This window comes from Halomonas urumqiensis, from assembly GCF_003028575.1.
GTDB lineage: Bacteria > Pseudomonadota > Gammaproteobacteria > Pseudomonadales > Halomonadaceae > Halomonas > Halomonas urumqiensis.
Window position 1 is genome coordinate 26640 of record NZ_PYUD01000012.1, and the last position, 21312, is coordinate 47951.

At 64.3% G+C, this 21312-nt stretch carries 20 protein-coding genes; 6 read left to right on the forward strand and 14 right to left on the reverse strand.

Annotation, left to right across the window (positions count from 1 at the left end; translation table 11 throughout):
• Positions 1–6: 6 nt before the first annotated feature.
• The 10 genes from C6V82_RS18330 to C6V82_RS17485 all read right to left on the reverse strand — a co-directional run bounded on the left by C6V82_RS18330 (position 7) and on the right by C6V82_RS17485 (position 10467).
• A complete protein-coding gene (locus C6V82_RS18330; protein WP_229843252.1) occupies positions 7–156 on the reverse strand; it encodes a hypothetical protein in 150 nt (49 codons plus the stop codon).
• 174 nt (positions 157–330) lie between these two features.
• Complete coding sequence (locus tag C6V82_RS17445) at positions 331–1395, reverse strand: sn-glycerol-3-phosphate import ATP-binding protein UgpC (protein WP_102588918.1); 1065 nt, start codon at positions 1393–1395, stop codon at positions 331–333.
• 1 nt (position 1396) lies between these two features.
• Positions 1397–2248, reverse strand: a complete 852-nt coding sequence (gene ugpE / locus C6V82_RS17450) for a sn-glycerol-3-phosphate ABC transporter permease UgpE (protein ID WP_102588919.1) — start codon at positions 2246–2248, stop codon at positions 1397–1399.
• Between the two features lie 10 nt (positions 2249–2258).
• Complete coding sequence (gene ugpA / locus C6V82_RS17455; RefSeq protein ID WP_102588920.1) at positions 2259–3143, reverse strand: sn-glycerol-3-phosphate ABC transporter permease UgpA; 885 nt, start codon at positions 3141–3143, stop codon at positions 2259–2261.
• Positions 3144–3230: 87 nt separating this feature from the next.
• Positions 3231–4553 (reverse strand): sn-glycerol-3-phosphate ABC transporter substrate-binding protein UgpB, encoded by a 1323-nt coding sequence (ugpB, locus tag C6V82_RS17460; protein ID WP_102588921.1) that lies wholly within the window; start codon positions 4551–4553, stop codon positions 3231–3233.
• 315 nt (positions 4554–4868) lie between these two features.
• Positions 4869–6065, reverse strand: a complete 1197-nt coding sequence (locus C6V82_RS17465) for a cation diffusion facilitator family transporter (RefSeq protein WP_102588922.1) — start codon at positions 6063–6065, stop codon at positions 4869–4871.
• Positions 6066–6200: 135 nt separating this feature from the next.
• Positions 6201–7046, reverse strand: coding sequence for a carbohydrate ABC transporter permease (locus tag C6V82_RS17470; RefSeq protein ID WP_102588923.1), 846 nt, complete (start codon positions 7044–7046; stop codon positions 6201–6203).
• Positions 7043–7930 (reverse strand): carbohydrate ABC transporter permease, encoded by an 888-nt coding sequence (locus tag C6V82_RS17475; protein ID WP_102588924.1) that lies wholly within the window; start codon positions 7928–7930, stop codon positions 7043–7045. Before C6V82_RS17475 ends, C6V82_RS17470 begins: the two co-directional genes overlap by 4 nt.
• A 54-nt stretch (positions 7931–7984) precedes the next feature.
• Complete coding sequence (locus C6V82_RS17480) at positions 7985–9268, reverse strand: ABC transporter substrate-binding protein (RefSeq protein ID WP_102588925.1); 1284 nt, start codon at positions 9266–9268, stop codon at positions 7985–7987.
• A 17-nt stretch (positions 9269–9285) separates the two neighbouring features.
• Positions 9286–10467, reverse strand: a complete 1182-nt coding sequence (locus C6V82_RS17485; protein WP_102588926.1) for an ABC transporter ATP-binding protein — start codon at positions 10465–10467, stop codon at positions 9286–9288.
• A gap of 497 nt (positions 10468–10964) precedes the next feature.
• Here C6V82_RS17485 and C6V82_RS17490 point away from each other — a divergent pair, with 497 nt between their 5' ends.
• Positions 10965–12215, forward strand: a complete 1251-nt coding sequence (locus C6V82_RS17490) for an MFS transporter (protein ID WP_180978317.1) — start codon at positions 10965–10967, stop codon at positions 12213–12215.
• Here C6V82_RS17490 and phnE (C6V82_RS17495) read toward each other — a convergent pair.
• The 4 genes from phnE (C6V82_RS17495) to phnD are packed head-to-tail and all read right to left on the reverse strand — an operon-like array spanning position 12208 to position 15765.
• Entirely contained in the window at positions 12208–13023 is an 816-nt protein-coding gene (gene phnE, locus C6V82_RS17495) for a phosphonate ABC transporter, permease protein PhnE (protein ID WP_102588928.1), read from the reverse strand. The genes C6V82_RS17490 and phnE (C6V82_RS17495) overlap by 8 nt on opposite strands.
• Before the next feature lie 18 nt (positions 13024–13041).
• Complete coding sequence (phnE, locus tag C6V82_RS17500; protein ID WP_102588929.1) at positions 13042–13851, reverse strand: phosphonate ABC transporter, permease protein PhnE; 810 nt, start codon at positions 13849–13851, stop codon at positions 13042–13044.
• Positions 13848–14732, reverse strand: coding sequence for a phosphonate ABC transporter ATP-binding protein (gene phnC / locus C6V82_RS17505; protein WP_102588930.1), 885 nt, complete (start codon positions 14730–14732; stop codon positions 13848–13850). The genes phnE (C6V82_RS17500) and phnC overlap by 4 nt, the downstream gene beginning before the upstream one ends.
• A 37-nt stretch (positions 14733–14769) precedes the next feature.
• Positions 14770–15765, reverse strand: a complete 996-nt coding sequence (phnD, locus tag C6V82_RS17510) for a phosphate/phosphite/phosphonate ABC transporter substrate-binding protein (protein WP_102588931.1) — start codon at positions 15763–15765, stop codon at positions 14770–14772.
• Between the two features lie 216 nt (positions 15766–15981).
• Here phnD and C6V82_RS17515 point away from each other — a divergent pair, with 216 nt between their 5' ends.
• Genes C6V82_RS17515 through C6V82_RS17535 form a run of 5 tightly spaced genes read left to right on the forward strand, consistent with a single transcriptional unit; the run spans position 15982 to position 21265 of the window.
• Entirely contained in the window at positions 15982–16968 is a 987-nt protein-coding gene (locus tag C6V82_RS17515) for an ABC transporter substrate-binding protein (protein WP_102588932.1), read from the forward strand.
• Positions 16969–16970: 2 nt separating this feature from the next.
• Positions 16971–18671: an ABC transporter permease gene (locus C6V82_RS17520; protein ID WP_102588933.1), complete on the forward strand. Its 1701-nt coding sequence runs from the start codon at positions 16971–16973 to the stop codon at positions 18669–18671.
• The gene (locus tag C6V82_RS17525; protein WP_102588934.1) at positions 18659–19705 is read left to right on the forward strand and encodes an ABC transporter ATP-binding protein; all 1047 of its coding nucleotides are present in this window, start codon (positions 18659–18661) and stop codon (positions 19703–19705) included. Before C6V82_RS17520 ends, C6V82_RS17525 begins: the two co-directional genes overlap by 13 nt.
• Positions 19702–20745, forward strand: coding sequence for an MBL fold metallo-hydrolase (locus C6V82_RS17530; RefSeq protein ID WP_102588935.1), 1044 nt, complete (start codon positions 19702–19704; stop codon positions 20743–20745). The genes C6V82_RS17525 and C6V82_RS17530 overlap by 4 nt, the downstream gene beginning before the upstream one ends.
• The gene (locus tag C6V82_RS17535; RefSeq protein ID WP_102588936.1) at positions 20732–21265 is read left to right on the forward strand and encodes a histidine phosphatase family protein; all 534 of its coding nucleotides are present in this window, start codon (positions 20732–20734) and stop codon (positions 21263–21265) included. The genes C6V82_RS17530 and C6V82_RS17535 overlap by 14 nt, the downstream gene beginning before the upstream one ends.
• Positions 21266–21312: the final 47 nt, after the last annotated feature.

Genomic DNA, 21312 nt, shown 5'->3' on the forward strand with positions numbered 1-21312 from the left:
CCTTGATCATGATGGGTCGGGTGGCGGCTGCCGAGTCGCCCGCTCACGATCCCGTCTGCGCTGTCTTGCCAACGCATTGCCATTGGCCAACCGGGTCAGGAACTCGATCTCGTCGTCGCTCAGCGGTTCACGCTGGCGCCGGGCACCCTTGCTCATCGCGCATCACCTGCAGTTCGTCGTTTGCCTCGACGCTAGCCGTGGCAGGTGTCAGCAAGGTGACGAACAGGTGTCAGTTTCAAGACGTCATCTGCCGGCCGGCACGTCATCGCGTTCAAGCGGCGGGAAATGGTGGGTCCCTGGTTGACGATGCCAGCGGGAGCCGGCGGCCTGCTACTGCATGCGTTTGCCACTCGCTTCGTTGAAGGGATGCAACGCCGTGCGAGGCACATGAAAGCGAAGGACGTCACCTTCATCCACAGGCGGCTGGCCCGAGGTACGGATTACCGTCGGCTGGTCGCTGCCCTCCATGCGCACGTAGAGGTGGCTCTCGGCTCCGGCGGCCTCGAACAGTTCAAGTGTCGCTTCCACCACCAGGTGTGGCTCATCGGGGGCGTGCAGCAGCATGTCGTCGGGGCGCATGCCGACGATATCGGTGCCTGGCGGCAGGTCGTCGAGTACGCCACTGAACGAGTGGCCGTCATCGCGTGCCTCCAGGTAGGCACGCGGCATCAGGTTCATGGCCGGTGATCCGATGAAGGTGGCAACGAACGTCGATGCGGGACGTGAATAGATCTCCATCGGCGTACCGACCTGTTCGATCAACCCGTCATTGAGCACCACCAGGCGGTCGCCTAGCGTCATGGCCTCGAGCTGATCGTGGGTGACGTAGAGGCTGGTGGTCTTCAGGCGTCGCTGAAGCTGCTTTATCTCTACCCGCATCTGCACGCGTAGCTTGGCGTCGAGGTTGGAGAGCGGCTCATCGAACAGGAAGGCGGCGGGTTCGCGTACCAGCGCGCGGCCCATGGCCACGCGCTGGCGTTGGCCGCCTGAAAGCTGGCGTGGTTTGCGGGTCAGGAACGCCTCGATCTCCAGCATCCCAGCAGCTTCACCGACCCGGCGTTCGATCTCGTCGGCCTTGAAGCCTCGATTCTTCAAGCCGTAGGCCAGATTGTTGTAGACCGTCATATGCGGATAGAGCGCGTAGTTCTGGAACACCATGGCGATGTCGCGTTCGGCGGGTTCCAGGGTGTTCACGACCCGCTCGCCGATATGCAGCGTGCCCTCACTGATGGTCTCGAGCCCTGCCACCATGCGCAGCAGGGTCGATTTTCCACAACCGGAAGGGCCCACCAGCACGACGAACTCGCCATCGGCGACATCCAGGTCGATGCCCTTCACCGCCTGTACGTTGCCCGGGTAGGTCTTTTTCAGGCCATCAAGCTTGATGCGCGCCATGCTATTTCTCCGTCTCGGTCAGGCCCTTCACGAACAGCCGCTGCATGAACAGGATCACCAGCACCGGCGGCAGCGCTGCCATTACCACGGCGGCCATCACCAGGTTCCAGTCCGGTGTCTCGTCGCCGCTGGTGCTGGTCATGCGCTGAATGCCCATGACGATGGTGGTGTAGTCGGGGTCGGTGGTGATCAACAGCGGCCACAGATACTGGTTCCAGCCGTAGATGAACATGATCACGAACAGCGCGGCGATATTGGTTACCGAGAGCGGCAGTAGAATGTCGCGAAAGAACTTGAGAGGCCCCGCTCCATCGATGCGTGCCGCTTCCAGCATCTCTTCGGGAATCGTCATGAAGAACTGGCGGAACAGGAAGGTGGCCGTGGCCGAGGCGATCAGCGGAATGGACAGGCCGGCGAAACTGTTGAGCATGCCGAGATCGGCGACCACCTGGAAGGTGGGGATAATGCGCACTTCCACCGGCAGCATCAGCGTTATGAAGATCAGCCAGAAGAAGAACAGCCGGAACGGGAAGCGGAAGTAGACGATGGCAAATGCCGAAAGCAACGAAATGAACAGCTTGCCGATGGTGATGGCAAGTGCCATCACCAGGCTGTTCCAGAGCATTCGCCAGGCCGGCGGCGAGCCCGCCTTGGCCAGGCCGGCTTCCCACATCAGCCGGTAGTTCTCCACGGCCTGGTCGCCGGGCGTGAGCGGCAGCACGCCACGCATGAACTCTCCCGGGCCATGGGTCGAGGCGATGATGGCGATATACACCGGAAACAGCACCAGAGCCACGCCACTGATCAGGATCAGGTGGGCCGCCAGATTGCCCAGGGGACGGTTTTCGACCATCTCGATATCCTCAGTAGTTGACGCGCCGCTCGATGAATCGGAACTGAACGAAGGTGAGTACCACCACGATGACCATCAGGATCACCGACTGGGCGGCGGAGGCCCCGAGGTTCAGGCCCACGAAGCCGTCGGCATAGACCTTGTAGACCAGCGTGTTGGTGGCCTGGGCCGGGCCACCCTGGGTGGTGGCGTGAATCACACCGAAGGTGTCGAACATCGCATAGACGATGTTGACGACCATCAGGAAGAACGTCGTGGGTGTGAGCAGCGGGAAAACGATGGTCCAGAAGCGTTTCGTAGGGCTGGCACCATCGATGGCGGCGGCCTCGATCAGTGACTGCGGTATCGATTGCAGCCCGGCCAGGAAGAACAGGAAGTTGTAGGCGATCTGTTTCCAGGCAGCGGCGATCACCACCAGCAGCATGGCGTCGCCACCAGACGTGCGATGGTTCCAGCGATAACCGACCATCTCCAGTGCATAGGGCACGATGCCGATCGCCGGGTTGAAGATGAACCACCACAGCACCCCGGCAATGGCCGGAGCAATGGCGTAGGGCCACACCAGCAGGGTGGTGTAAGCGTTGCGTGAGCGCAGCATGCGGTTGACGGTGACGGCCAGCAGCAACGCGGCGGACATCGACAGCAGGGTGGTGCCGATGGCGAATACGGCGGTGACGGAGAGCGAGTTGAGGTAGCTGCCATCGCTGAACAGCCGGGTGAAGTTCGCGAGTCCCACGAAGTTGCTGCTCAGCCCGAAGGCATCCTCGCGCAGCAGCGACTGGTAGAGCGCCTGGCCGGCTGGCCAGATGAAGAAGATCAGAGTGACGATAACTTGTGGGCCGAGCAGGGCGTAGGGTAGCCAGCGGCCCGGAAAAGTCATGCGTTTGGTCTGCATGGACGTCTCGGCGGCAGGGGGGAACCAACAATGGAGAAGTGACGCCAGCCACCCGGGGGTGGCTGGCGTCAGGCGCGTGGCAAAGCCTCAGTCGTTGGCGGACTCGAAGTCGCGCAGCAGCGCGTTGCCGCGCTCGACGGCATCGGCGGTTGCTTCGCTGCCGCTCTTGTCACCGGTCATCACCGCTTCCATCTCCTCGGAGATGATGTCGCGGATCTGCACGAAGTTGCCGAAACGCAGCCCCTTGGAATTTTCAGTGGGGGTATTGAGGGTCATTTGCCGAAGCGATATGTCGGTGCCCGGGTTTTCCTCGTAGTAGCCCTGCTCGGCGCTCAGGTCCCAGGCGGCCTGGGTGATCGGCAGATAGCCGGTCTGCTGGTGCCACGCGGCCTGTACCTCGGGAAGCGAGAGGTACTCGAAGAAGGCGGCGACGGCTTCGTACTCGTCGTCGCTGTGGCCCTGCAGGGTCCACAGGGTGGCGCCACCGATGATCGAGTTCTGCGGTGCGTCGTCTTGGTCGGCGTAATAGGGCAGCATGCCATAGCCGACCTCGAAATCGGCATTGCCGAGTACCCCGGCGCGCGCGGCGGAGGAACCGAAGAACATGGCGCAGTCGCCGGCGTAGAACATCGGTGCCGCATCATCGCCTGGCCCCGGTCCCCCCCAGCGGAACACGTCTTCGTCCTGCCAGGTCTTGAGGTTGTCCCAGTGGCTGGCCACCAGCTCGTTGTCGAACGCAAGCTCGGTACCCAGGCCGGCGAAGCCATTCTCCAGGGTACCAAGCGGTGAGTCATGCATCGCCGAGAAGTTCTCGAGCATCACCCAGCTCGGCCAGGAGGTGGTGAACCCGCATTCCGCCGCTTCTGACTCGATGATCTGACGGGAAGCGGCCTCCATTTCTTCCCAGGTTTCCGGGGCTCGCGGCTCTAGCCCGGCCGCCTCCAATATCTCGAGGTTGGCGTAGAGAATCGGTGTGGAGGAGTTGAAGGGGAACGACAGCATGTTGCCGCGGGTGTCGGTGTAGTAACCGACCACGGCGGGCAGGAAGTCCTCGCGTTCGAACGCGCGGCCGTGGTCCTCCATCAGTTCGAAGGTCGGATATACCGCCCCTTCGGCGGCCATCATGGTGCCGGTACCGACCTCGTAGACCTGCAGGATGTGCGGCTGCTCCCCGGCACGAAACGCGGCGATGGCACCGGTCATGGTTTCGGAATAGTTGCCACGATAGCTGGGGATGACCCGGTAGTCGTCCTGGGAGGCATTGAAGTCCTCGGTGATGCCGACGAGGATTTCGCCCAGCTCTCCGCCCATGGCGTGCCACCATTGCACCTCAGTGGCGGCCTGGGCAGAAAATGACAGGCTGGCGGCGGCGATACCGCTAACCAGCGCCTTCATTGTGATGTGCGACATGATGCTCTCCCTGGGATATGACGCGACCGGATCGCGATGGCCTGAATGACATGTCGACCCTAAGTCACATGTATGTCAGCGGGATGAATGGATCATGAAGCGCTTATGAAAAGAAAGGCGTGGCTATGCTGTGCCAGGCGCATGTCATTGCGGATGATGCACACTCCTGGCCATCTGATTGAAAAGGCATAGTTGGTCGTCAAACGTGGCGAAACCCGGAGTGAAGAGCGGAGTGAAGCAATGCGTTGTGAGACGACCAAGCGGGCACGCGGGGAGTTGGCCCCACATGCCGCTGGAATGGACGGCAGTAACGCGTCAGGAGTGCGTGGAGGGGTGTGGAGAAGGGACGTTGACAGCGCTTTGGGCACAGGCCAGCCGGCGGATTTCGACGTGGGAGAACCACTCCAGGTCGCGGGCGTGCTTTTCCAGTTGCTGGCACGTGTGGTGGCTGTCCAGCGGGGCGTCCTCGTCGAGGCAGGCGACCACGATCACCCGGCCGTCGAGATAATGGAGCTCGACATCGCGTATCCATGGCCACTGGCTGAGCCCGGACCAGCGCTCGCCGAGGGCGAACTCCACCTCGGGGCGCAGCGGAAGCCCGGGGAAGCGGCTGGGGTCGCCTTCGCCGGCATCGTCTTCGGGGTCGACGTGGAAGGTCAGGTCGGTCAGTTCCGGGTAGGCGATGCGCAGCCGTCGACTCACTTCATTGCCGATCTCGTGGCCTTCCGAGACGCTGATGCGCGGCGATACCACCACGTGCAGGTCGAGCATGGTGCGACCGGCCGATTGGCGGGTGCGCAGGTCGTGCACGCCGGCCACGCCCGGTACGTCAAGTGCCACCTGGCGCATGCCGTGCTGGTCCTTCAGCGGCAGGGCGGTGTCGACCAGTTCGCGGCCCGATTCCCACAGCAGGTCCCAGCCGATCTTGCCGACCAGCAGGCCGACGATCACCGCCGCCAGAGTATCCAGCCAGCCATGGCCGAACTGGGTGCCGACCAGGCCGACCATCACCACGCCGGTGGAGAGCACGTCGGAGCGCGAATGCCAGGCGTTGGCCTGCAATAGCTTGGAGCCGGTGCGCCGCGCCACACGCATGGTGATCTGGAAAAGCCACTCCTTGATGAGCAGCGTCACCAGCGCCACCACCATGGCCCAGATGCCGGGCGGCGGTATCTCTGCGCCAGAGATCAGTCGCTCAAGGCTCGACCAGGCGATGGCACCCGCCACGAAGATCAGCACGCTGCCGAGAAACAGCGTAGCAAGCGTTTCGATGCGGCCGTGACCGTAGGGGTGGTCGTAGTCGGGGTCCTGGCTGCCGTAGTGGGTAGCGGCCAGCACGAAGCCGTCGGTCACCAGATCCGAGAAGGAGTGTATGCCGTCGGCGATCAACGCCGCCGAGCCCACCAACATGCCGGTGATCAGCTTGGCGATGCCCACCAGGGCATCGATCCATATGGCCAGGATGGTGACACGCCGCGTGTCACGATTCCTGTCGTGTGCTGAGGTTGACATCGGGGGGCGACTCCACTGAATCGGTGGGCCTGAAGTGACCCATAGTGTACTAAATAGGTCCACTTTTCGGCAAGACGCGCACCCGACCTGTTCTTGCCACTGTAGGGGGCAAAAAGGGACTGGTGCGGGAGCTGTCTAGCGGATACCCGAACGCAGGAATGACTGCACGAACTGGCGTTGGAAGAGCAGGAAGGCAATCAGCAGCGGGGCGATGCTGAGCAGGGTGGCGGCACTGACGGTGGCCCAGTTGACCCCGGTTTCCGGCGCCGAGAAAACGCCCAGGCCGACGGTGAGCGGGCGGCTTTCCACCGAATTGGTCACCACCAGCGGCCACAGGAAGTTGTTCCAGTGGTGACTGATCGAGACCAGCCCATAGGCCAGGTAGGTCGGCCGTGCCAGCGGCACGTAGACCTTCATCAGAATGGCCATCCAGCCGCAGCCCTCGATGCGCGCGGCGTCTTCCAGTTCACGGGGAATGGTCTTGAAAGTCTGGCGCAGCAGGAAGATGCCGAAGGCACTGGCCACGTAAGGCAGGCCGATGCCGGTGATGGTGTTGACCAGCCCCAGGGAGCTTGCGATCTGGTAGTTCTCGACGATCAGCACTTCGGGGAACACGAACAGTTGGATCAGCACCAGCATGAACAGGATGTCCTTGCCGGGGATCGGGAAGCGCGCGAAGGCGAAGCCGGCCAGGGTACACACCACGAACTGTGCCAGCACCACGCCGGTGACCAGCAGGAAGGTGTTGAGGTAGTAGCGTGCGAAGGGCGCCTGCTCCCAGGCGTTGGCGAAGTTGTCCAGGGTCAGCGGTGCCAACAGCTCGAAGCGCACCATGAACTCCGGCGGATGGAAGGCCGCCCATAGTGCATACAGCAACGGGAAGATCCAGATGATCGCCAGCAGCCACGCGGCGGTGGTTTCGAGGCCGGGAAGGCGCAGGGCCGTGCGCCTGGCGGACGCGTTGAGAGTGGTCTGGCTCATTGATAGTGCGTCCTGCGGTCGAGAATGGCGAACTTGACCGTGGCCACCACCGCCAGTACCAGCAGGATCACCACGGTGATGGTGGCGGCGTAGGTGCGGTCGAAGAACGAGAAGGCGTTCTCGTAGACGTAGTAGAGCAGCAGGTTGGTGGCGTTGTTGGGGCCGCCCTTGGTGAGGATGAACAGGTGGTCCACCACACGCACGGCGTTGATCAGTGCATTGATCAGCACGAACAGTGTGGTCGGCATCAGCAGTGGGAAGGTCACGCGCCAGAAGAAACTCCAGCGGCTGGTCCCTTCGAGGTCGGCGGCTTCCTTGAGCTCCGGTGCCATGCCCTGCAAGGCGGCCAGGTAGAAGATCATGAAGAAGCCGGCTTCCTTCCATACCGTCATCACGATCACCGAGCCAAGCGCGACACTGGGATCGCCTAGCCAGTTGACGCCGGAGAATCCCAGCGCACCCAGCAGTGAGTTGAACAGGCCGATTTGCGGTGCATAGAAGAACATCCAGATGTTCGCCGCGGCGATCATCGGCAGGATGGTCGGGGTGAAATAGGCCATGCGCACGAAGCCACGCCCCGGCAGCCTGGCATTGACGAATAGCGCCATGCCAAGCGCCAGGGCGATCGACGTGGGAATGGTGCCGAGCGCATAGATCAGGTTGTTGCGGGCGACCCGCCAGAACGTCTGATCCTCGATCAGCAACTGATAGTTCTCGAGCCCGGCGAATGAGGGCGGCTCACCTCGAAAGCCCGGCAGGAACAGGCTGTTGATGAGGGTGGCAATGGTCGGCAGATAGGCGAAGGTGGCCAGCAGCACCGCCGCCGGCAGCAGCAACAGCGCACCGTAGATCTGCATGCGACGGTCGGCGTTGTGGATCAGCATAGTCCTTGCCCCTGCGTCCCTCTTGTGCGTATGCACCGAAGTGCGGCGTCAACGTCAACGCGCGTAGCGGCGCAGCGCTGCATCGGCTTCGGCCTGGGCCTGGGCCAGCGCCTCGGCCGCTGACATCTGCCCGGTCAGCGCCGCCTGCACAGCGTTGTCCAGCGCGCGACGAATGCGCCCTCCCTGGTAGGTGGAGAGTTCGGCGGTGCCATGCTCGAGCTGGTCGCGGGCCACCGCCGCCGGCGGGAAGCTCTCGACATAGTCGCGCAGTGCCTCGGTGTCATAGGCAGCGGGGCTGACGCCCATGTAGCCGGTCTCGATGGACCAGGCGGCGGCGCGCTCGGGGTCGGTCATCCATTGGATGAAGGTCATGGCGGCCTGCTGCTCGGCTTCGCTTGAATCCTTGAACAGGTAGAAGTTGCCACCCCCGGTGGGGCTGCCGCGCTGGGTCTTCATCGGCAACATGGCCACACCGAAGTCGAACTCGGCATCATTGCGGACCGCGGTGAGGTTGCCGGTGCTGTGCCATATCATCGCGGTGGACTGCTCGAGGAAATTCTGGCGCAGAGTGCCCCATTCGATGGCGCCATCGGGCATGGCGTCATGCTCGTCGGCTAGCGACACCCAGTATTCCAGGGCCTCGATGGCGGCGGGGTCGTCGAAATAGACCTCGGTACCGTCGTCGCTCATCAGCCGGTGGCCATTCTGGAAAGCGAAGGCCTGGAACATCCAGTAGGGGTAGCCGGTGGAAGGCACCATCACGCCCCACTGCTCGCCGTCGGAGGCTTCGTGCACGGCGCTTGCCATCTCGGCCATCTCGTCCCAGGTCTCCGGGGGAGTCTCCGGGTCGAGCCCTGCAGCTTCGAAGGCGTCCTTGTTCCAGTAGAGCACGATTGTCGAGCGCTGGAAGGGGATGCCATAGGTCTGGCCGTCGACCTGGCCATTCTCCATCAGGCCCGGATAGAAGCTGTCGAGCCATTCGCGTTGCTCGTCGGTCTCTATCACCTCATCGAAGGCGATGATGGCGTCCTGCTCGAGCAGTTCGTAGAGATCGATGGAGAACAGCACCGAGAGCTGCGGGGGGTCGCCAGCCTCGATGGCTGACATGGCGCGTACCCGGGTGTCGTCGTAGTTGCCGGCGTAGATGGCTTCGACATCGATATCGGGGTGTTCGGCCTCGAACTCATCGACCAGGCCGTCGATGACATCGGTCAGTGCGCCGCCCACGGCGATCGGGTAATACATGGTCAGTTCGACCGGGTCCTGGGCCGAGGCCTGGCCAGCGGAGAGCAGGCCGGCGGCCAGCGCCGTCAGCGGGAAGGAGAGACGCGCACGCATGGGGATGACTCCTGAGTTCACGGATGGATGCCTTGGGCATTGCCAGGGGGATTGGCAGATTGCGGAGGCAACGCAGTGGCATCGCCTTCGCCATGGGAGCGGCCTTCGGCCGCGGAAATCGCATGGGGCGTAAGGTCATCGCGGCGATGACCATCCGCGCCGAACAGGTGGGCCGCTGCCGGTGCCCAGGCAAGGCGGCAGGGTTGGCCTTGCTCGAGCGGTTGCTTGCCGGGCAGGCGCGCGCGCAGGGTCTGCTCACCCACGGCGAGCCGCAGGATGGTGTCGGCTCCCAGGTATTCGCTGTCCAGCACCTTGGCCGGCACGCCTTGTGCCGACTCGCGACATATCTCGATATCCTCGGGGCGCAGGCCCAACTGGCCTCCCGCGGCGTCCACGGGCGCCACGCTGACACTCGCTTCTCCTGCGATCACCGCACCCCGGTCACCGGCCACCAGCGGCAGCAGGTTCATCGCCGGGCTGCCGATGAAACTCGCCGCGAAGGCGCTGGCTGGGCGGTTGTAGAGTTCGTCCGGCGTGCCGTCCTGCACGATGCGTCCATCCTGCATCAGGATGACGCGGTCGCCCATGCTCATCGCTTCGACCTGGTCATGGGTGACGTAGATCACCGTCATGCCCAGGCGTGTCTGCAGCGCCTTGATTTCACGGCGCATTTCACCACGCAAGCGGGCATCGAGGTTGGAGAGCGGTTCGTCCATCAAACAGATGGGATGCTCGGAAATGATCGCTCTGGCCAGCGCCACGCGTTGACGTTGGCCACCTGAGAGCTGGGCGGGCTTGCGCTCCAGGTAGGGGCCGAGATCGACCAGTTCGGCAACGCGCTCGAGGCGCTGGCGTCGCTCGGGCTTGGGCACCTTGCGGCTGCGCAGACCGAACACGATGTTGTCGGCCACGCTCAAGTGCGGAAACAGCGCATAGGATTGGAAGACCATGCTGATGCCACGATCCCCGGGCGGCAGGAAGGTGACATCTCGCTCGCCGATACGAATGCGCCCAGCGCTTGCCTGCTCGAGCCCCGCGACCATGCGCAGCGTGGTGGACTTTCCACAGCCCGAGGGGCCAAGCAGGATCACGAACTGACCTGGCATGACGTCGAAGGAGATCGCGTCCACCGCGGCGGTGTCGGCCCAGCGCTTGCTGACCGCCTCTAGGCGAATGCGTTGGTGGTCGTTGCTGATCATGGCGTTCCCGATGCGGCTGGCGTTCCTGGCACCCTGGTGGGTACTTGTTGGCACTCTATCGGCGCCTATGCAACTAGCGTAGACGCTGACGCCGTTCTGTCATGTTTCGATGGTGGGGGTATTCGATGACCGTGGGCTGACACTCGGATGACGTTTGCGTGTCGGCCGGCCAAGGCGCTGGGCTCCCGAACGGGCCCGGGAGCGCTTTAGTAATTTCACTCGGTGCTGAACCGAGGACAGGTCTACGAGGAGGCGCTGTGAACCCGTCCCTGGGCGCTACTTTTGCCATCCATGGCAAAAGACCTCCTCTTCGACCTGTCCTCGGCGCCCCTCGTCACGTCCAACTGCGATTGCCCGACGCCTTCCCCGATGGCACTGGCGGTATGATTCAAATTGTGTGTAGGCTAACGGTTAGCACCGTTGCATTATGTATTCGTTTTCTTGGTATGTATTCGTTTTCTTGGTATGTATTCGTTTCCTTGAAGAGTGCCCTGCCCATGGCCAATGCACCCAACGCATCCCACTCGCCAAAAGATTCGTCCCGGGATTGGGGAGAAGGACTGCGCGTGCTGGCGGCAACCACCTGGGTACAGGCGCTGTGCAGTGCGGCGATGTTGCTGGTGCCGACCCTGGCGCCACAGGTGGCCGCGGCATTCGGGGTACCCACCGGGCTCGTCGGCTTGCAGATCAGCCTGCTGTATGGGGTGGCCATGCTGACCTCGCTGCAGTCGGCGGTGGTGGCGCGGCGCTTGGGCGGATGCCGTACCAGCCAGCTGGCCATGCTGCTGGTGCTCGCGGGCTGTGGCATGGTGCTGATGGGTTCGCCCGTGGCACTGCTCGCCACCACCCTGCTGCTGGGCGTGGCCTATGGGTTGACCAACCCGGCGGCGGCGCAGTTGTTGAGCCGTTTCACCCCCGCCGACCGGCGCAATCTGGTTTATTCGATCAAGCAGACCGGGGTGCCGCTGGGTGGCATTCTTGCCGGCCTGCTGGCGCCTCCCCTGGCCGCCGCCTGGAATTGGCAGGCGGCTTTCATGGCGGTGGGCGGCGCGACCATGGCGACGGTGCTGGCGCTGCAATGGCGGCGGTCCCGCTGGGACAGCGACCGCGACAGCTCGGCCCGCATGCATGGCTTCGGCAGTCTCGAGGTGCTCAGGCGTCGTGTGTCGATGCGCTGGCTGGGGTTCACCGGGTTCTGCCTGTCCGCCGCTCAACTGTCGCTGATCAGCTTCGCGGTGGCCTTCATGGTCGAGGAACTGCTGATCACCCTGGTGACGGCGGGCATCATTATTTCGTTGATGCACGTGGCCGGGGTCTCCGGTCGCATCGGCTGGGGGCTGCTGGCGGATCGCCTGGGGGGCAGCCTGCCCGTGCTGTATGGCCTGTCAGCGCTCATGGCGGTGGTGTTCCTTGTCATCTCGCTTGTCGGCGCCGCCTTGCCGACCTGGCTTGCCGTGGTGCTGCTGGTGATTGCCGGCACCACGGCGATTGGCTGGAACGGTGTGTACCTGGGCGAAGTGGCCCGGCGCAGCCTGCAACGGGACGTGGGCGATGCCACCGCCGCCGTGCTGGTGCTCACTTATATGGGCGTGCTGGTTGGTCCTGCGCTTTTCAGCCTAGTGGTCTGGCTGACCGATAGTTACGCGGCGGGCTTCATGCTGCCGGCGGTAGCCGCGTCGCTTGCCATCATCTGCCTGCACAACTGCAGGCGCGCCAGCCAGGAGGTCGAGACCGCGGCATTCAGATGACGGCGTGGCGCACCCGCGCCGAGATCCACTCCGATACCAGCACCGTGGCGAAGATCATCACGAAAATGACGCTCACCTGGTCCCAGGCCAGGCTATTGATCGAGGCATTCAATTGAAGGCCGATGCCGCCTGCCCCCACCAGCCCGAGCACCGTGGATTCGCGAATGTTGATGTCCCAGCGGTAGATGCTGATCCCGGCGAAGGCAGGCATCACCTGGGGCAGCACCCCATAGTTCATCACCTGCAGGCGGCTGGCACCGGTGGCACTGATCGCTTCGACCGGCGTGGGGTGGATCTCCTCGATGGCCTCGTACAGCAGCTTGCCGACGAAGCCGATCGAGCGCAGGGCGATGGCGATGATGCCGGCGAGCACCCCGGGGCCGAGAATGGTCACCAGCAGCATCGCCCAGATCAGCGAGTTGATGGAACGCGAGGCGACGATGATCACCATCGCCAGGCTTCTGATCAGTGGGTGGGGAGTGGTGTTACGGGCCGCCAGGAAGGCCACTGGAAAGGCCATGGCGATGCCCAGCAGGGTGCCAAGGGTGGCAATGTTCAGGGTGTCCCACATCGGCTTCCACAGCTGTTGGGCGAACTGCCATTCGGGGGGCATCATGCGACGGATCAGGTCGCTGCCCTGGCGGCCGGCGTCTTCCACGAACACCCACATGGTATTGTCGGAAATCACCTTCCAGCACAGCAGGAACAAGCACAGGCCGAAAAGCCAGGCCAGGTAGCCGAGCCACTGGGCGCGTGTGGTGCGCAGGCGCCATATCGGCGTACCTCGCGCTGTGGTCGAAACAGGCATGTCGAGAATCTCCGAGGCTTACTGCGTCCAGCGCCGGACGTGGCTTGAACCGTATTCGCAGAGCAGCACGATGGCGATGATGATCAGCAGGATGGCCGCCGACGTGTCGTACTCGTAGCGGCTGATGGAGGTGTTGAGGGTGGCGCCGATGCCGCCGGCACCGACGATGCCGATCACCGCTGATTCGCGGAAATTGATATCCAGGCGATACATGGAGAGTCCGATCAGGCGTGGCATCACCTGAGGTTGCACGGCATGGTTCATGGTTTGCCACCAGCTTGCCCCGGTGGCACGCACCGCTTCCACCTGCCGCCAGTCCAGATCCTCGATATCCTCGGCCAGAAGCTTCGCCATGAAACCCACCGTGGCGAAGGCCAGGGTGATCATTCCGGCCAGCGGGCCGAAGCCGAACATCACCACGAACAGGATGGCGATGATGATCTCCTGGAACGTCCGCGATACGGTGATGATGCTGCGACACAGCAGATAGATCGGCCAGGGCGCGATGTTGCGCGCCGCGCCAAGCCCCACCGGAATCGCCAGAGCCACGCCGATCACTGTCGAGGTCAGCGTCATGGTCAGGCTTTCCAGCAGGCCATCGATGATGTCGCCACGCCGACTGAGAAAATCGGGCTGGGCGAAGGCGGCAACGAAATTCAGGCCACGGGTCATGCCCTCGGCGACGCGTGCCCAGTTGACCTCGATGGTGCCGATGGCCACGGCGAGATAGGCCACGGCTCCAAGCACCAGCGCCCAGCGCAGCCAAGGTTTGGCAATGAAGGCCGGACGGCGCCAGTGTCCCTGTGCGGCAAGGGTCTGGCGGTTCATCGGCTGGCTCCCGCCGCCAGCCGGGGTGCCGGCCTTGGTGCATCAGTCGCGACGCTTGGCTCGGTCGGGCCGCTGGCTTGCCCGGTGTCATCCGCCTTCCGCTGCGCGTCCGCCTGTTGATCGTCGTTGGCGTCGGTGCTCCAGTCCTCCTCGCCATAGATGGTCGTGAGGATATCCGTGGAAAGTGCCGCGGGCGTTCCATCGAAGACGATCTTGCCTCCACGCAGGCCGACGATGCGGTCGGCAAACTGCCTGGCCAGCGCCACGTCATGGATATTGATGATGGCCCCCAGTTCGCGTTCGGCGCACAGCTCGCGAATCAACCGCATGATCTGTCGCGAGGTCTTGGGGTCAAGGCTTGCGGTGGGTTCGTCGATCAGCAGCAACCTTGGGCTTTGCAGCAGCGCACGGGCAATCCCGACCCGCTGGCGCTGGCCACCGGAGAGGGCATCGGCGCGCTTGTCCAGCGCATGCGCCAGGCCCACGCGCTCGAGCAGGCGAAAGGCCTCGACGACCGCATCCTCGGGGTAGCGCCTCATGAAGCTGCGCCAGAACCCCACATAGCCGAGCCGACCCGATAGCACGTTCTCCATCACGCTGAGACGATCCACCAGGGCGTATTCCTGAAAGATCATGCCCATCGCCCGGCGTGCCTGGCGCAGCTTGCGGCCAGTCAGCCTGGTCAGCTCGGTGTCATCCAGGCGGATGCTGCCGGAGGTGGGCTCCACCAGGCGATTGACGCAGCGGATCAGGGTGCTTTTACCGGCCCCTGAGGGGCCGATCAGCGCCATCACCTGGCCACGTGGCAGGCTGAGTTCGATGTCGGTCAGCGCCCGGTCCCCGGTGGGGTAACGCTTGCAGACGCCTGACAGGGTCAGCATGTGGGCTCTCCTGAGTTCAGCACGAGGGCTCTCCCCATCAGTCGCAGTCGTAGGTCACGCCGTTGGCGTCGGCGATGGTGCGAATCACATCCCAATGTTCCTCATAGGTGATCGGGATGAACTGCGCTTCACCGGAGTTGCTGAACTCGGCCTCGAGTGCCGTGCCTTCCCAGTCGTAGCTGAAGAAGGCGTCCTGGATCTTCTCGGCGAGCTCCGGGTCCAGGTTGTGAGCCGTGCCGTAGGCGGTGGTGGGGAAGGTGGCCGAGGTGTAGATGACCTCGTAGTCCCCTTCCTCGATCACCCCGCGCGCCAGCATGCGATTGCCCACCGAGTTGGCGATGGCGGCCGCCTCGTAATCCTCGTTGATCACGCCGAGGATCGAGTTGTCATGGGAGCCGGAGAAGGCGGTCTCGAAGTCCTCGTCGGCTTCCATGCCATATTCGCTTCTCAGCAGAGCCGAGGGCGCGCGGAAACCGGAATTCGAGGTGGGTGAGGTAAAGGCCAGTTGGCGACCGGCGATGTCCTCGACGGATTCGATGCCACTGCCCGGGTGGGTGATGATCTCCATCTCGTAGCCAAAACTGCCATCTTCGGCGGCCATGATGGTGAAGGGACGGAAACCGCCGCAATTCACCGCCACGGGCACGCCACCGGTGTTGAAGCCCGCCACATGCAGGCGGCCGGCGCGAATCGCTTCCTGCTGGGCAGCGTTGGATTGCACCGGGAAGAACTGCACCGGCTTGCCGGTCACTTCCTCCATGTGCTCGAGGAAATCGGCCCATACCTCGGCATACACGGCGGGGTCTTCCACCGGAGTGTAGGCGAACACCAAGGTATCCGGGTCGGCCCACTGCGACGCGTCGGCCGGCACATCGGCGATCATGTCGCCATCGGCATCGCTGTAGCGCGAGGAAAGATCGGCGCTGGCCTGGAAAGTGGAGAAGGCAAAGGCGCCGGCAAGCGCAGTGGTGATCAAGGTACGGGGTAGGGTGGTGCGGGGCTGGTGCTGGAGTGCCGTGGTCTTGAGTCGCATCGAGTTCACCTGCTGAAGGGGAATGTAAGGACAGGCGTCATCTTGGTGGTCGCGCGTGACGGTTTCGGGTCAGATGTGTGTCGATGGGATGAAGATGGGGTGACGGTGGCGACAGCGCCAAGATGAATACGTGACTTCCGAATGAAAGCTTACTGTCACCGAGCTGTAAGCCAACGACAGTAATGTCGTTGCGGCTCACTCATCGGAGGTTTTCTCATGTTGAAGCACCCCGTGGTCACCACCCTGTCCGTGTCCGTAGCCCTCGCTGGCCTGGCCCTTCCGGCGCTCGGCAACGAGAAACTGGTGCTCTACACCAGTCAGCCCGCAGGCGATGCCCAGCAGACCGTCGACGCCTTTCAGGCGGCCTACCCGGAGATCGAGGTGGAGTGGGTACGCGACGGCACCACTCGCTTGATGACCCGTCTTCGTTCCGAATTGAGCGCCGATGTCAGTAACCCCGACGTGCTGCTGATTGCCGACAGCATGACCATGGAGTCGCTCAAGCAGGAAGGGCACCTGCAGCCCTACCTGAGCCCAGAGCGCGACGCCTACGACGCCGAGCTGTATGACCCGGAAGGCTATTACTACGGCACTAAGCTGATCACCACGGGCATCGTCTACCACACCGGGGCCGAGCACCAGCCGCAGAGCTGGCAGGCGCTTACCCAGCCGGAGTACGAAGGGCTGGTGACCATGCCGAGTCCGCTCTACTCCGGCGCCGCACTGATCCATATGGCGGCGGTCGAGGCTCACCCCGAGCTCGGTGAGGAGTATTACGATGCCCTGCACGCCAACCGCGTCGAGGCCCAGGGCGGCAACGGCGGCGTGTTCAATGCCGTGGCTGCGGGCAGCAAGCCCTACGGTATCGTGGTGGACTTCCTGCCGATTCGTGAGGCGGCCAAGGGTTCGCCGGTGGAGTTCGTGTTTCCTGAAGAGGGCGTGAGTGCGGTCACCGAACCGGTGGCCATCATGCAGGGGGCGGACAACCTCGAGGCGGCACAGACCTTCGTCGATTTCGTGCTCTCCCGGGAAGGGCAGGCGTTGGTGAGCGAGCAGGGTTATCTCCCGGCTCACCCCGAGGTCGCTCCGCCCGAAGGTTTCCCCTCCCGTGACAGCATCGCGCTGATGCCGCTGGATACTGAAAGCGCCCTGGCCAAGGAGGCCGAACTCAAGCAGCGGTTCAGCGACCTGTTCGGCAGCTGATCATGACACCGGCCCTCACCGGCGGCAGCCAGCACCGCTGGCTGCTCACCCTGCTGATGCTCGTCATTGTGGCGCTCAGCCTCGTTCCCAGCCTGCGCTTGCTGATGGAGGCGCTGGGCGATCTGTCCCAGGGTAGCGAGTCGCCACTGTGGCGAGTGCTTCAGGCCGAGAGCACCTGGCGCGCGCTGTGGCGCAGCCTCTATACCTCTGGGCTGGGCATGCTGATCGCGCTGGTGCTGGGCTGCCTGTTCGCCTTTGTGATCACCCTCACCGATATTCGCGGCAAGGCCTGGTTGGTGTTCTGCTTCATGTTGCCGATGATGATTCCGCCCCAGGTCACCGCGCTGAGCTGGCTGCAGCTCTTCGGCCCCGCCAGTCCGCTGTTGAAGAGCATCGGCATGGCGCCGCCGCTGGGCAGCCCGCAGCCGCTCTACTCGGCCGAGGGCATCGCGCTGCTGCTGGGGATCCAGAGTGCGCCGCTGGTGTTTCTGGCCCTGCGTACCTCGCTGCTTTCGTTGCCCCGCGAGTTGGTCGAGGCGGCGCGTATCAGCGGCGCACGCCAGGCCCAGGTGTGGGGGCAGATCATCCTGCCGGTGACCCGCAGCGGCCTGATCGCGGGTGGTGCCATGGCGTTCATCTCGAGCCTGGGCAACTTCGGCATTCCCGCCATGCTGGGTATCCCCGCGGGCTATTACGTGCTGCCGACCCTGATCTATCAGCGCATGGCGAGTTTTGGCACCGGCGTGCTGGCCGAGATGGCTTCGCTCTCGCTGCTGATCGGTGTGTTGGCGCTGGCCGGGGTGGCGCTGCAGCAAGCGTGGATGAAGCGCAGCCGCTTTGGCCTGGTGGGGCACGGTGGCCGTGCCCACGACTTCTCGCTGGGACGCTGGCGTGGCGGCGTGACCGCGCTGCTGGTGGCAATATTGCTGGTGATTCTGGTCGCGCCCCTGGCGGCACTGGTGGTGAGCTCCCTGGTGCCCGCCATGGGCGTGCCACTGACCTGGGAAACCGTCACCCTGAATGCCTATCACGAGGTGATCGGACGCCAGGGAGCGACCTGGCGCGCGGTACGCAACAGCCTGTGGCTGGCGGGCAGTGCCGCGGTGGTGCTGATGCTGTGCAGTGTGCCGCTGGCCTACCGCCTGCAGCGTTTGCCCCGGCGCTGGCAGGGCCTGGCGCTGAGCGCCATCGAGCTGCCCTATGCGCTGCCGGGCGTGGTGCTGGCGGTGGCCTGTATCCTGCTGTTCGTGCGCCCCATTCCAGTGGTGAACGTGGCGCTCTACGGCACCCTGGGGCTGATCTTCGTCGCCTATCTGGCACGCTTTCTGGTGGTATGTCTCAAGCCGGTGGCCGCCGGCCTCGCCCAGCTCGACCCTTCGTTGGAGGAGGCCGCCCAGCTCGCCGGCGCCGGTCCCTGGCGGCGCCTGAGCGGTATCGTGCTGCCTTTGGTGGCCCCGGCGCTGTTCGCCGGTGGGCTACTGGTGTTCCTGCTCGCGGTGAACGAGCTGACCGTTTCGGCGCTGCTGTGGAGCGCGGGCAACGAGACCCTGGGCGTGCTGATCTTCAACCTGGACGAGGGGGGTGAGAGCGTGCTGGCCTCCGCGCTCTCCGTGCTGGTGGTGGCGATGGTCGCCGCGTTGATGCTCTGCCTGAGCCTCCTGGCGCCGCGCCTGCCCAGAGGAGTCGTGCCATGGCAGGGCTGAAGATCGCTGGTGTGACCAAGCATTTCGGCGACCAGACTGCCGTCGATGCGCTCTCCCTGGATATCGAACCTGGCGAATTCGTCGCTCTTCTAGGCCCCAGTGGGTGCGGCAAGACCACCATGCTGCGCATGCTGGCTGGCTTCGAACCTCTCAGTCAGGGCGAGATCCGCCTGGGCGGGCGCACCCTGGCCAGCCGGGAGCAACACGTGCCGCCTGAGCAGCGCAACATGGCCATGGTGTTCCAGTCTTACGCCCTGTGGCCGCATATGAACGTGGCCGACAACGTCGGCTATCCGCTCAAGCTGCGCCGTTTGAGTGGCGAGGCCTATCAGCGCCAGGTAGCGAAGGCGCTGGCCATGGTGGCGCTGGCGCCCTACGCCGAGCGATCCCCGCAGGAGCTCAGCGGCGGCCAGCGGCAGCGTGTGGCGCTGGCGCGCTGCCTGGTCACCGATCCTGACGTCGTGCTGCTCGACGAGCCACTGGCCAACCTAGACCGCCACCTGCGCGCGGCCATGGAGCACAGCTTTCGCGACTTCCATCGCCGCACCCGGTCTACCCTGGTCTATGTCACCCACGACCAGAGCGAGGCCATGGCGCTGGCGGATCGTATCGCCGTGATGCGTGATGGCCGGCTGGAGCAGTGGGCCACGCCGGAAACGCTTTATCGGCAGCCGCGTACCGCCTGGGTGGCCAGCTTCATCGGCCAGGGTTCCCTGTTGAACGTTACCGCGGGTTGGCCGGGCAAACGCCTGGAGGAGGCCGCGTTGATGAGCGGTATCGCCGCGGCTGTCACTGAGCGCACGCAACCGGTGCTGGTACGCCCGGAGCACGTGAGGGTGCTTCCCGACGCTCCGTCCGCACAGGCCTTGCGAGCGCAAGTGGAAGGCGTGACCTTCCGCGGCGAGCGCTATGAGCTGCACCTACGCCTCGAAAGCGGTGAAGCGCTCCTGGCCTATCACCACGCGGCGCTTAGCGAAGGGCGCCAGGTGGGGGTGATTCTGCGCGAGGGCTGGTGCCTGGAGCCCGAGGCATGAGCGTGCGCATCGAGGTGCTCAGCGGGTTGGGTGACAAGGCGCCCGCCGCCATCCTGGTCGAGGCAGAAGGCAGGCGTCTGCTGCTCGATGCCGGTGGCGCCCTGCATCCGGGCCAGTCGATGGCCTGGTCCGATGGGCTGGACGTCGACGCCGTGCTGATCAGCCACGACCACATCGATCATATCGGCGGTGTGTCGGCACTGCCCGCCGAGCTGCCCCTCTATTGCACCGCTGAAGTGGCGATGTCACTGCCGAGAGGACGTGAGTGGCGAGCGTTGCCCGCGCGAGGTCAGTGCCGAATCCGGGGCATCCCGGTGACCACCGGTCAGGCCGGACACTCTCTTGGTGGCATATGGATGCATCTTGGCGTCGATGGCGGGGTGTTCTACAGTGGCGATGCCTGCCTGGAATCGTTGCTCTTCCCCTTCGACGACCCGCCGCCGGCGCGAGTCGCCCTGCTGGATGCCTCCTATGGGCTCTACGACACGCCCCAGGTTCAATGTCGCGAGACCATCGCGCAGCGTTTGACCGAGCCCCGGGTGCTGCCGGTTCCGGTATCGGGACGGGCACTGGAAATGGCGCTATGGCTCGATGAACAGACCGAGTGGCTGGGTGTGACCTGGAACCTGGACGACGCCTGTCGTGAGAGCCTCGAGGCGTTGTTGACGCTGCCACGTTCGCTGCGCCGGGGAGGTCACGACGCGGCCATCCGCCGGCTGCTCGACGCTTCCCGTGCGGATTCCCCCATGCTCTGGCTGGTGGAGGACCGCGACGACGACCCCGAGGACTGGCCGGAGCACCGGCTGCTGCATACGGGCTATCTCACGCCCCGGCGACAGCGCCAGCGAACGGCGGGTGAAGTCGACTGGCAGCGCTGGAACGTCCACCTGCGGCTTGCGCATATGCGTACAATGGTTAACCGATTGCGAGCCGCGCGCGCGACTCCCCTGTTTACCGCTGAGGTGCGTGACGTGAGCGAGTCGCTGAAGAGACCCAGATCGTTGGCCCTGTCCGAAGAGGGCAGCGATGCTGTTGGCTAGGCCGTTCGTCTTCATTCGCCACGGTGAGACGCGCCTCAACCGCGAGCAGCGCATTTGTGGACGCAGTGACGTGCCGCTGACTGCGCTGGGCGAGGCCCAGGCGCGGCAGGCCGCTGGGTGGCTCGACCGCCCCTGGAGCCGGGTCGTGACCAGCACGCTGCAGCGCGCCTGGCGCACCGCCGAACTGGCGGTGCCTGGCCAGCAGGCGGTGCGGCTGGACGGTCTCGACGAGCGTGACTGGGGGCGGCTGGACCAACTACCGCTTGCGCGGCAGCCTTCCTACGAGGCCACACCGCCCGGGGGCGAGAGCTGGGCGGATTTCCAGGCCCGCGTGCTGGCTGCGCTCAACGGCGTGCTGGCAAGCGAGGAGATGCCACTGGTGGTGGCTCATTCCGGGGTCTTTCGGGTCATCCGTGTCCAATTGACCGGGAGCCCGAATGGCCCCCGGCTGGCCAATGCGACACCGTTTCTGATCAGGCCCGGCCTGTTGGGCTGGCAGATTCACCGCTACATGATGTAGAAGCCGGACATGCTGCCCGCCCGTCATTCGACTACTGCGAGCCCCAC

Coding starts and splice junctions, on each gene's coding strand:
- C6V82_RS18330 (WP_229843252.1), bottom strand. CDS start 156: ATGAGCAAGGGTGCCCGGCGCCAGCGTGAACCGCTGAGCGACGACGAG.
- C6V82_RS17445 (WP_102588918.1), bottom strand. CDS start 1,395: ATGGCGCGCATCAAGCTTGATGGCCTGAAAAAGACCTACCCGGGCAAC.
- ugpE (WP_102588919.1), bottom strand. CDS start 2,248: ATGGTCGAAAACCGTCCCCTGGGCAATCTGGCGGCCCACCTGATCCTG.
- ugpA (WP_102588920.1), bottom strand. CDS start 3,143: ATGCAGACCAAACGCATGACTTTTCCGGGCCGCTGGCTACCCTACGCC.
- ugpB (WP_102588921.1), bottom strand. CDS start 4,553: ATGTCGCACATCACAATGAAGGCGCTGGTTAGCGGTATCGCCGCCGCC.
- C6V82_RS17465 (WP_102588922.1), bottom strand. CDS start 6,065: ATGTCAACCTCAGCACACGACAGGAATCGTGACACGCGGCGTGTCACC.
- C6V82_RS17470 (WP_102588923.1), bottom strand. CDS start 7,046: ATGAGCCAGACCACTCTCAACGCGTCCGCCAGGCGCACGGCCCTGCGC.
- C6V82_RS17475 (WP_102588924.1), bottom strand. CDS start 7,930: ATGCTGATCCACAACGCCGACCGTCGCATGCAGATCTACGGTGCGCTG.
- C6V82_RS17480 (WP_102588925.1), bottom strand. CDS start 9,268: ATGCGTGCGCGTCTCTCCTTCCCGCTGACGGCGCTGGCCGCCGGCCTG.
- C6V82_RS17485 (WP_102588926.1), bottom strand. CDS start 10,467: ATGATCAGCAACGACCACCAACGCATTCGCCTAGAGGCGGTCAGCAAG.
- C6V82_RS17490 (WP_180978317.1), top strand. CDS start 10,965: ATGGCCAATGCACCCAACGCATCCCACTCGCCAAAAGATTCGTCCCGG.
- phnE (WP_102588928.1), bottom strand. CDS start 13,023: ATGCCTGTTTCGACCACAGCGCGAGGTACGCCGATATGGCGCCTGCGC.
- phnE (WP_102588929.1), bottom strand. CDS start 13,851: ATGAACCGCCAGACCCTTGCCGCACAGGGACACTGGCGCCGTCCGGCC.
- phnC (WP_102588930.1), bottom strand. CDS start 14,732: ATGCTGACCCTGTCAGGCGTCTGCAAGCGTTACCCCACCGGGGACCGG.
- phnD (WP_102588931.1), bottom strand. CDS start 15,765: ATGCGACTCAAGACCACGGCACTCCAGCACCAGCCCCGCACCACCCTA.
- C6V82_RS17515 (WP_102588932.1), top strand. CDS start 15,982: ATGTTGAAGCACCCCGTGGTCACCACCCTGTCCGTGTCCGTAGCCCTC.
- C6V82_RS17520 (WP_102588933.1), top strand. CDS start 16,971: ATGACACCGGCCCTCACCGGCGGCAGCCAGCACCGCTGGCTGCTCACC.
- C6V82_RS17525 (WP_102588934.1), top strand. CDS start 18,659: ATGGCAGGGCTGAAGATCGCTGGTGTGACCAAGCATTTCGGCGACCAG.
- C6V82_RS17530 (WP_102588935.1), top strand. CDS start 19,702: ATGAGCGTGCGCATCGAGGTGCTCAGCGGGTTGGGTGACAAGGCGCCC.
- C6V82_RS17535 (WP_102588936.1), top strand. CDS start 20,732: ATGCTGTTGGCTAGGCCGTTCGTCTTCATTCGCCACGGTGAGACGCGC.